The 10,599-nt window shown below is 40.5% G+C and carries 9 protein-coding genes and 1 pseudogene; 5 read left to right on the top strand and 5 right to left on the bottom strand.

Translation table 11 applies throughout. The features are described 5' to 3' along the window. Positions 1-87 precede the first annotated feature (87 nt). Both Q0K96_RS14305 and Q0K96_RS14300 read left to right on the top strand, forming a co-directional pair. Entirely contained in the window at positions 88-915 is an 828-nt protein-coding gene (locus tag Q0K96_RS14305) for a T9SS type A sorting domain-containing protein (protein ID WP_297334661.1), read from the top strand. Between the two features lie 72 nt (positions 916-987). Further along, positions 988-1,968, top strand: coding sequence for an acyl transferase (locus Q0K96_RS14300; RefSeq protein ID WP_297334660.1), 981 nt, complete (start codon positions 988-990; stop codon positions 1,966-1,968). 362 nt (positions 1,969-2,330) lie between these two features. Here Q0K96_RS14300 and tyrS read toward each other — a convergent pair. Beyond that, a pseudogene (gene tyrS / locus Q0K96_RS14295) lies at positions 2,331-3,632 on the bottom strand (tyrosine--tRNA ligase); the annotation flags it as partial. 101 nt (positions 3,633-3,733) lie between these two features. Between tyrS and Q0K96_RS14290 the strand changes: the two are divergent. Continuing rightward, complete coding sequence (locus Q0K96_RS14290) at positions 3,734-4,747, top strand: NAD-dependent epimerase/dehydratase family protein (RefSeq protein ID WP_297334659.1); 1,014 nt, start codon at positions 3,734-3,736, stop codon at positions 4,745-4,747. A 14-nt stretch (positions 4,748-4,761) separates the two neighbouring features. Here Q0K96_RS14290 and Q0K96_RS14285 read toward each other — a convergent pair whose 3' ends face one another. Genes Q0K96_RS14285 through Q0K96_RS14275 form a run of 3 tightly spaced genes read right to left on the bottom strand, consistent with a single transcriptional unit; the run spans position 4,762 to position 7,252 of the window. Next, positions 4,762-5,178 (bottom strand): DUF4296 domain-containing protein, encoded by a 417-nt coding sequence (locus Q0K96_RS14285; RefSeq protein WP_297334658.1) that lies wholly within the window; start codon positions 5,176-5,178, stop codon positions 4,762-4,764. A gap of 4 nt (positions 5,179-5,182) precedes the next feature. Beyond that, a complete protein-coding gene (locus Q0K96_RS14280; RefSeq protein ID WP_297334657.1) occupies positions 5,183-6,523 on the bottom strand; it encodes a dihydroorotase in 1,341 nt (446 codons plus the stop codon). A gap of 6 nt (positions 6,524-6,529) precedes the next feature. Beyond that, the gene (locus tag Q0K96_RS14275) at positions 6,530-7,252 is read right to left on the bottom strand and encodes a polyprenol monophosphomannose synthase (RefSeq protein ID WP_297334656.1); all 723 of its coding nucleotides are present in this window, start codon (positions 7,250-7,252) and stop codon (positions 6,530-6,532) included. A gap of 104 nt (positions 7,253-7,356) precedes the next feature. Between Q0K96_RS14275 and Q0K96_RS14270 the strand changes: the two genes are divergently transcribed. Both Q0K96_RS14270 and Q0K96_RS14265 read left to right on the top strand, forming a co-directional pair. Further along, positions 7,357-8,022, top strand: coding sequence for a DUF4271 domain-containing protein (locus Q0K96_RS14270; RefSeq protein ID WP_297334655.1), 666 nt, complete (start codon positions 7,357-7,359; stop codon positions 8,020-8,022). A 19-nt stretch (positions 8,023-8,041) separates the two neighbouring features. Further along, a complete protein-coding gene (locus Q0K96_RS14265; protein ID WP_297334654.1) occupies positions 8,042-8,791 on the top strand; it encodes a uroporphyrinogen-III synthase in 750 nt (249 codons plus the stop codon). Between the two features lie 158 nt (positions 8,792-8,949). Here Q0K96_RS14265 and pckA read toward each other — a convergent pair whose 3' ends face one another. Further along, positions 8,950-10,551, bottom strand: a complete 1,602-nt coding sequence (gene pckA, locus Q0K96_RS14260) for a phosphoenolpyruvate carboxykinase (ATP) (RefSeq protein WP_297334662.1) — start codon at positions 10,549-10,551, stop codon at positions 8,950-8,952. Positions 10,552-10,599 lie beyond the last annotated feature (48 nt).

The raw sequence follows: 10,599 nt of genomic DNA, 5'->3' as shown, positions 1-10,599 counted from the left end.
TTACTTACTATTGTTAAATAACATTAACGCAACATACGGAATATTACACTTGACTACTTTTACACCAAAATTTAATTAAGACAAGAAATGAAAAAACTTTACACTTTATCAATTGCTTTGCTTTCTGCTGTTTTTATGAATGCGCAAGAAAACCTTCTTGAAAACGGCGGATTTGAAGTGTGGACAGATGGTGTTCCCCAAAACTTTGAACCTTTCACAGGCTCAGTAAGCATTAATAATTTCGTTAGCCAAGAAACTACTATTGTACATGAAGGCACTAGTTCACTTAGGCATCAGTCTCAAACTTCTACACAATATTTAGAATATGACTTTCTAATAGATGTAACTCCCGGTGATGAATACACAATGAGCTACTGGTACCTTGATAATGACGCAAATGCAAAAACAAGGATTTGGTCTTCATGGATGCAACAAGTGGATTCAGATTATAATGTACTTGATGCTGATGCTGACATTCTTAGGAATGCTGAAAACACTTCTTATTCTGTAGATAACCCTCAGTGGATTCAAAAAATGGTAACCGTTACAGCTCCTGCAGAAGCTACTCATTTCCGTTACCAAGTAAGAACATACAGAGAAGCACCAGGCTCTGAAGGAGGTTTTATATACTATGACGCAATGTCTTTTGTGAACAATAGTGTAGCTTCGGTAAAACAAAATGAAATTTCAGGCCTGACTGTATATCCTAACCCGCTTTCAGGAAACACACTTACAATTGCATCTGACAGTAATGTTGAAAAAACTGTTGCTGTATATGATGTACTTGGCAAGCAGGTTCTTAACACTAAAACGGTTAATGGTACTATAAATGCACAAGGGCTTACAGCAGGTGTTTACATCCTAAAAATAACTGAGGAGGGTAAAACTGCTACAAAGAAACTTGTAGTAAAATAATAATACTTACATAGAATACCAAGCACCGCCAAAAGCGGTGCTTTTTTATTTTATACCTTTGCAAAAAAAGCCTTGGTTACAGCCGACGATATATTTAATATTTCTTCTAAAAAGCAGTTTGATAAGATTGCGCTTAAGGTTTTCAGGCAGCAGTTTGACAACAACAGCGTGTACAGGGAGTTTTGCCTACTGCTAAAAAAAGACAAGCAGAATGTAAAATTGGCACAGGATATACCTTTTTTACCAATTCAGTTTTTTAAATCGCACGCGGTATTAAGCTCAGAAGAACCTGTACAAACTACTTTTACCAGCAGCGGCACAACAGGCATGGTTACCAGTAGCCATCATGTAACAGATATAAGCCTGTATGAGCAGAGTTTCAGGCAGGCATTTTCGCAGTTTTACGGCAATATAGAAGATTATGCCATATTGGCGCTCCTTCCCTCCTATTTAGAGCGCGAAGGTTCATCCCTAATCTATATGGTTCGCGACCTTATACAAGGTTCCTGTAACCCGCACAGTGGCTTCTACCTTAATAATTATAATGAGCTTATAAAAAAGCTGACAGAATTAGATGCATCGGGGCAAAATGTGCTCCTGATTGGCGTAACCTATGCCTTGCTCGACCTTATCGAAATGCAGCAGTTCAGCCTTAAGAATACCATAATTATGGAAACCGGCGGCATGAAGGGCAAACGCCGTGAAATGATACGCGAAGAGCTGCACAAGCTGCTTTGCAGCGGATTTGGCGTAAACGAAATACATTCGGAATATGGCATGACCGAATTGCTGAGCCAGGCCTATTCGTTAGGAAACGGCATATTTGAATGCCCGCCCTGGATGGATATAATGATACGCGATACCGAAGATGCGCTAAGCTACATTGATTATGGCAAGACTGGTGGTATAAATGTGATAGACCTCGCCAACCTTAACTCCTGCGCATTTATAGCCACACAGGATTTGGGTAAAAAATATCCCAACCAGTCGTTTGAAGTACTGGGTAGGTTTGACAACTCTGATATAAGGGGATGTAACCTTATGGTGATGTAAAATAAAAACGGCATAAGCCGCTTTTATTTTTATTGATCGTTTTCGATCTTTTCAAAATAAATTCTATTCCCTTTAACACAATATTCAATCAGATCATATAATTCTAATCCAAGTTTTTCTTTTACACTCTCTGTAAGCGCAAAATTACCATCTGAATTATATTTTGTATTCGGTATACGCACCGAAACTTGCTTATCCATAAAATAAATCTCAACTATATTCCCAGAAATAGATTTTCTTACATCTTGAGGTGTAAATACTATCTGATCTGATCCAAACATATCTACATACTTAGCTTTAGCTGCAGCTTCAAACCCTATTATTTTGCATTTATTTTTTTTCACTAATGAGCTAATATTACACAAGACAGTAATGATAAAATAATTTTTCTTACCTCGTTGCAGCAAGACAAACCTGTTATTGATAAGGTCGTTTTTGGTGATAGTATAATCATCTTTAACTTTCTCCCTGTTTACAGATATCGCATTTTCTTTCAATGCACGCCTCGCCTCACTGTTAGATGCCAAAAACCCTGTACTTCCGGCTAATGCATCAACAATACCTATACCTGCTTCTATATCATCCATTGTCACTTCTGCCTGTGGTACACCCTCAAATACATCTAGGAACGTAGCTTCGTCAAGCTGTTTCAGGTCGTCTGCAGTAGCGGTACCAAATAGTACTTTTGATGCTTCCACAGCTTTTTCAAACTCTTCCTTGGAATGAACAAAAGTGGTAACCTCTTCAGCAAGCCTCTTTTGCAGTTTCCTAAGGTGTGGTTCCTGCCTGTGCTCCTCAATAAGCGCTTCAATAATTTCCTTGTCAAGGAATGTAAATATCTTTATATACTTTTCGGCATCCTCATCAGATGTATTCAGCCAAAACTGGTAAAACTTATATACCGAGGTCTTATCAGAGTCAAGCCACACATTACCACCCTCAGATTTACCGAATTTAGAACCGTCTGCTTTGGTAATAAGCGGGCAGGTCATCGCAAAAGCCTCTTTATCGCCTTCTTCGGTGTTCATCCGCCTTATAAGTTCGGTACCGGTAGTAATATTACCCCATTGGTCACTGCCGCCAAGCTGCAGCTTAGCGCCGAAGTTTTTATGCAGGTGGTAAAAGTCATACCCCTGTATCAGCTGGTAGGTAAACTCGGTAAAGCTCATTCCGCTTCCTGCTTCGCCTGTAAGGCGCTTTTTTACCGAATCTTTAGCCATCATGTAGTTTACGGTTATACGCTTGCCCACATCGCGCGCAAAGCCTATAAACGAAAATTCTTTCATCCAGTCGTAGTTGTTAACCAGTACCGGGGCATTTTTTTCATCAGAATTAAAATCAAGGAAACGGCTTAATACGCGTTTAATACCGGCAACATTTTTCTCTAATGCCGCTTCATCCAGCAGGTTTCTTTCATCCGATTTTCCCGATGGGTCACCTATCATTCCGGTAGCGCCCCCCACAAGCGCTATGGGCTTGTGCCCGCACTTGTACAGATGAACCAGTATAATGATAGGCACAAGGCTGCCAATGTGCAGGGAGTCAGAAGTTGGGTCGAACCCTATATAAGCAGTAGTCATTTCCTTATTGAGCTGTTCTTCTGTTCCCGGCATAATATCGTGCACCATACCCCTCCATCTTAATTCTTCTGTAAAATTTTTCATCCTTATTGTTATTGAACCACAAAAATACAAACTTGAGTTTATCTACATTAAAAAAAGTGAACAACCCGCTATATTAATACTGTAACCGCTATTTTTGTATTATGATATTAGTAACCGGCGGAACAGGCTTAGTAGGTGCCCACCTGCTGCTTCAGCTTACTGAAGGCAGTATGCCTGTGCGCGCTTTATACCGCACAGAAGCCGGTAAGGCAAAAACCCGAAACCTGTTTGCACATCATGGCAAAGAAGCTTTATTTGAAAAGATAAGCTGGGCACAGGGAGATATTACTGATATACCGTCTCTTGAAGAAGCATTTGGGGGAATTACCCATGTGTATCATTGTGCCGCACTGATATCGTATGACCCTGCCGATGAGGAACTACTGCGTAAAGTTAATATTGAGGGGACTGCCAATATTGTAAACTTAGCGCTGGCATATGGCTGCCGGAAACTTTGCCATGTAAGCTCTGTAGCGGCATTGGGCGACCCCAAAGAGGAAGAAACCGTTATTACGGAAGAAACGGAATGGAACCCCGAAGTAAAGCACAGCGACTATGGTATAAGCAAACATGGTGCGGAAATGGAAGTATGGCGTGGCCTGCAGGAAGGTTTGGAAACGGTTATGGTTAATCCGGCGCTGATTTTTGGCTATGGGTTCTGGAAACAGGGCAGCGGCACTATTTTTAAAACTATAGACGAAGGCCACTATTTTTATACAAAAGGTAACTGCGGAGTTATAGCAGCAGAAGATGTGGCAACAGTTATGGTACAGCTAATGCAGAGCAGCATTGCCGGTGAAAAATATACGCTTGTAGCAGAGCATATGCCGATTAAAGAATTGTTTGATACAATTGCCAACGGTATGGGCAAAAGAAGGCCGCCCGTTAACGCATCAAGGCTAATGACATCTGTTGCGTGGCGTTTTGACTGGCTTATTTCTAAGTTACTAAGGCGCAAAAGGGTTATAACGCGCTTTGTTGCCCGTGTATCGCATAATAAAACATACTACAGCACAGAGAAAATTAATAGCACACTACAATTGAATTTTAAAGAACCTAAAGCTTATATAAAGGAGTTAGCGGCACAATATGCGCAGGCAAAAAATAAAGTATAGCAGCATTACTGCGCTTACTCTTCCCGTTTTTCTAAACCCATCTTTTTCATTGCATTAGGGCCAAGCTGTTTATTAAGCTCTGTTTTTAAAGTATCTTTTTTATCTTCAAAAACTGCTTTTTCTTTATTAACCCTATCGGTTACCTTTTTATGGATACGCTCATACTTTTCAAGATCAGATGCATAATAGGTATTGTTTTGTGCAAAGGTGGCACTATCAATATCATACTTCTGGTAAATGTATTCGGTAGTATTCACATTGTTATCCAGCAGGTACTTTGGCTGGTGGGCGCGCATAGCCTGTAAAACGGTAATATCATATAATATATCGGCCATCTTGTCTTCGCTCAGCAAACGCTCTGGTTCTTCCGTACCACCGCCGCAGGAAGCCATACAAAACAAGCCAAGTAATAATGCTGCTGCCTTTTTCATATCATTATCTGTCAAAAAGCAAACGTTCGCCGCAACGCAGGTCTTTTACCTTAAAGTTATTATAAACCAGTTGCCCGTTTACAAACGTGTGTGTTATCCTTGATTTAAAATTAGCACCTTCAAACGGAGACCAACCACATTTATAAAGAATGTTTTCTTTCTTAACATTCCATGGCAGCCCCGGGTTCACAATGGCAAGGTCGGCATAGTAACCCTCACGGATAAAACCCCTCTTTTCTATTTTGAAAAGCTTTGCCGGGTTGTGTGCCATTTTTTCAACAATCTTTTCTATCGATATTTTACCCTGGTGGTAGGCTTCAAACATTGCCACTACAGCATGCTGCACCAACGGCCCGCCTGATGGTGAACTTGTATAAGGATTGTTCTTTTCTTCAAGAGTGTGGGGTGCATGGTCGGTAGCTACTACATCAATACGGTCATCAAGCAACGCCTTCCATAACGCATCGCGGTCAGCTTCTGTTTTCACCGCCGGGTTCCACTTTATAAGTGAGCCTTTCTTTTCATAATCGGCATCGGTAAACCAAAGGTGATGAATACATACTTCGGCCGTAATTTTCTTTTCCTCTAACGGAATTTTATTGGTAAAAAGCTCTAATTCTTTAGCGGTAGACACATGAAAAACATGCAGCCTTGCCCCTGTTTTTTTGGCAAGCGCTACAGCTCGTGATGATGATATGTAGCAGGCCTCTGTACTCCTTATCAGCGGATGGTACTTTACAGGAATGTTATCTCCGTACTCTGCTTTATATTTTTCAAGATTTTCCCTTACCGTCGCCTCATCTTCGCAATGGGCCGCTATTAGCATTTGTGTGTTGGAAAAAATCTTTTCCAGCACCTTTTCATCATCCACAAGCATATTTCCGGTAGATGAACCCAAAAACAGCTTTATACCGGCAACATTTTTAGAGTTGGTTTTAAGCAATTCTTCAAGGTTGTCGTTAGTACCCCCCATCATAAACGAGTAGTTAGCATAAGATACCTCTGCCGCCCTTTGGTACTTTTGCTCTAAAAGCTCCTGTGTTACAGCATTGGGTACTGTGTTGGGCTGTTCTATAAATGATGTAATACCGCCAGCAACCGCAGCGCGCGATTCGGTTTCTATAGTGCCTTTATGGGTAAGCCCCGGTTCACGAAAATGCACCTGGTCGTCTATAGCACCCGGAATAAGATAGTTACCCTCGGCATCTATAATTTTACTGTCAGACGATTTGGGACTTATGCTTTCACCAATCTCCTTGATGATTTTATCTTCAATTAAAACATCGCCCTCAACAATGGTTCCTTCATTTACAATCCTGGCATTCTTAATTAAAATCCTGTTCATGTTGTTTTAAAGCCGGTTAAGCATTTTTTTTATTCTCAGCGCCACTACGCCAATTATGGCTTCTTTTATAATGGCATTACTCATTTTAGATTCACCTTTGGTACGGTCTGTAAAAATTATAGGAACTTCTATAATTATAAAACCGTTGGCATGCGCACGATATTTCATTTCTATCTGAAATGCATACCCTACAAATTTAATCTTATTTAGGTTTATAGTTTCTAAAACTTTGCGTTTATAACAAATAAATCCTGCTGTTGCGTCGTGTATCTTCATTCCTGTTACCAGCTTAACATATACAGATGCATAATAAGACAGCAGCACCCTGCTAAGCGGCCAGTTTACCACATTTACACCCCTGCTGTAACGAGAGCCTATTGCCATATCGGCGCCGTTTCGGCACGCGCTGTACAGTTTCTCCAGGTCTGCCGGATTATGCGAAAAATCGGCATCCATCTCAAAGATATATTCATACCCGCCTGCAATGGCCCATTTAAAACCATGCACATAAGCCGTACCCAAACCTGACTTACCAGGCCTGACTTCAAGATGCAGCCTGCTGCCAAACTCCTGCTGCAGTTCCCTTACGCGTCGGGCGGTACCATCGGGCGAGTTGTCATCTACTATTAAAACATCAAAAGGGGTGCTAAGCGAAAAAACTGCCCTTACAATGGCATCTATATTTTCAATTTCGTTATACGTTGGGATTATAACAATGCCATCGTTCATTAGTAACCGTGAATTTTGGTGCAAAAATAATGCATTTCTAACGTGAGTTTCATAATTAAATTATAATAAAATTTTTCATGCTGAATTTTAAGTAATTTTGCGCCATGGGAGATATGGTATTATACGAGCGTTTAACTGCAGGCAAAGACTGGGCAACAGTTTTGTTTGTGTTATGCTTTATACTGATTGCCATTAATAAAACCGTTTTTGAGGGCCGCTTTGCCGAATTTATCAAGCTGGCATATTCTGACAAATATATAAAGATATATAAAGACAGTGGCAATATGCTTAGCGGCTTTACCATATCTTTTTTTATAGTGCAACTGGTATCGTTTACATTTCTTGCGCAGTTCCTGCTGAGCTACTACGGGCTCGCCGAAAAAACAAGCTGGATATCGTTTATACAGATACTAACTTTTATAGCTGTATTTATACTCTCTAAGTACCTGGTGGAAAAAATTATAGCCACTTCTTTTAATATAGAGGAGTTTAACGAAATGTTTAACCTGCACAAAGTAAACTACCGGGCTTATATTGGTTTTTTGCTGCTGCCGGTAAATATTATTTTATTTTATAACAAAGAGCCGCTACCGCTTGTACTATATGGCATTTTAGGGATTATCATTGCCGGGACGGTTATTACTTACCTGTTTTCTTTAAGGTTGTATCAAAATTTGATACTCGGCAAATTGTTCTATTTTATTTTGTATCTTTGCACTCTCGAAATAGCACCCTATTATTTCATGTATTATTGGTTTACCAAACAGTAAGTAAAACAACATATTAACTATGAAAGTGAAAACAATTTTGGTTTCACAACCGGAACCTAAAGTAGAAAATTCACCATACTTTGAAATACAACACAAACTAAAAGTAAAGGTAGATTTCAGGCCATTTATCCATGTAGAGGGTGTAAGCGCAAAAGAGGTAAGAGCCCAAAAGATTGACCTAAACAATTTTACCGCCATAATACTTACCAGCAAGAACTCTATAGATCATTTTTTTCGCGTAGCCGAAGAGATGCGTTATAAAGTGCCGGAAACCATGAAATACTTTTGCCAGAGCGAAGCAGTTGCTTTTTACCTGCAAAAATATGTGGTGTACCGCAAGAGGAAAATTTATGTGGGGCAAAAGGAATTTGCCGACCTATCCCCGCTTATTAAAAAGTATAAGGATGAAAAATTCCTGTTACCGGCATCTGACCAGCTTAATGAAGATGTGCCGCAAACGCTTAACGCCCTAAAGGTAAACTGGACACCCGGTATTTTTTACCGCACGGTTATGAGCGACCTTAGCGACCTTAAGGATGTATATTATGATGTATTGGCATTTTTTAGCCCTACCGGGATAAAATCGTTATTTAAAAACTTCCCGGAGTTTAAGCAAAATGATACCCGTATAGCCGTTTTTGGCAGTACAACCCAAAAAGAAGCGTTAGACCACGGATTGCGCATTGACATCATGGCGCCAACGCCCGATACACCAAGCATGACAATGGCGCTTGAAAAATATATACAGGAGGCCAATAAAGCCAAATAAAGACTTCCATCATCACATTACTGAAAAAATAGTAAGCTGCCCCTAAGGGCAGCTTTTTTATTGCTGTAACGGCACTTTATATCATCTTGAAAGATATATAAAATGAAAAACCGCCCTTGGCAAAAGGACGGTTTTCCGCATCTATTCTAAAATCACATTTATGCCAGTGGGGCACCTGCAAGAATTTCTTCATTGGCAAATTCCTCAAACTTGGCAAAATTTTTCCTGAATGCCGCTGCAAGTTCATGCGCTTTGGCATCATAGGCTTCTTTATTTTCCCACGTATTACGCGGATTAAGTATTTCTGATGGTACGTTAGGGCAGCTTTGCGGCTTGGCAAGGCCAAAAACCTCATGCGTGGTATAATCTACATTATCCAGCTCGCCGTTAAGCGCTGCTGTAATCATAGTCCTTGTATATTTAAGCTTCATCCTGCTGCCGGTGCCATAAGGGCCACCAGTCCAGCCGGTATTTATAAGCCATACATTAACTCCTGAATCTTTCATTTTCTTGCTTAGCATCTCGGCATATTTTGTTGGGTGCAGCGGCATGAAAGGCGCACCAAAACAGGCTGAGAAGTTAGGCTGCGGCTCGTTTACACCAGCCTCTGTACCGGCAACTTTAGCAGTATAGCCCGATATGAAGTGGTAAGCTGCCTGGCCCGGGGTAAGTTTGCTTATAGGAGGCAGTACACCAAATGCATCAGCAGTTAAGAAGAAAATGTTTTTAGGGTTTTTACCGATAGAGCCCGGCTGAATGTTATCTATATGATAAATAGGATAACTTACCCTTGTATTTTGTGTAATTGAAATATCTTCATAATCTACCATGTTAGTACCTTCCTCAAAAATTACGTTTTCAAGTATGGCGCCTCTTTTAATGGCATGGTAAATGTCCGGTTCGTTCTCTTCTGTAAGGTTTATAACTTTTGCATAGCAGCCACCTTCAAAGTTAAACACAGTGTTTTCATTTGTCCACCCATGCTCATCATCACCAATCAGCCTGCGGTTAGGATCGGCAGAAAGCGTTGTTTTTCCTGTTCCTGAAAGTCCGAAGAAAATTGCCGTATCACCATCTTCGCCAACGTTGGCGCTACAGTGCATTGGCAACGTATTTTTATATACAGGCAAGATAAAGTTAAGCGCAGAGAAAATACCTTTTTTCATTTCTCCGGTATAGCCTGTACCGCCTATAAGCGCTATCTTCCTTGTAAAATCAAGTATTGCAAAATTGTGCTGGCGCGTACCGTCTACAGCAGGGTCTGCTTTAAAGCCCGGCGCGCATACTACGTGCCAGTCGGCAGAAAAATCTTCAAGCTCAGAATCTTCAGGACGAAGAAACATATTATAGCAGAAAAGATTGCTCCATGGATACTCTGTAACCACCCTTACATTTAACCTGTAATTAGGGTCGGCACACACATAGCTATCACGAACATATAGCTCTTTTCCTGACAGGTAGTCGGTAACTTTATTATATAACGCTTCAAATTTGTCGCTGTCAAACGGCAGGTTAATATTGCCCCACCATACTTTGTCTTCAGTAATGCTGTCTTTTACAATAAAACGATCTTGGGGAGACCTGCCTGTAAACTCTCCGGTATTAACCGCAAGTGCCCCTGTAGAACTCTCAACTCCCATACCTTTCTCTATAGATATATCATGAAGCTCATCAGGAGACAACTGATATTTTACAGTAGCGTTCTTAATTCCCATGTTTTCCAACGAAATCGTTTTCGTGAAAAGGCCGTAATTCTCCATAACTTTAAGATTAAGTTGCATTGTTTTAAAGGGCAAATGTAAAAAATA

The sequence above is a fragment of the Flavobacterium sp. genome (assembly GCF_024305175.1).
Lineage (GTDB): Bacteria > Bacteroidota > Bacteroidia > Flavobacteriales > Flavobacteriaceae > Flavobacterium.
The sequence above is the reverse complement of the archived record's forward strand: the minus strand, read 5'-3'. Positions and strand labels throughout refer to the sequence as shown.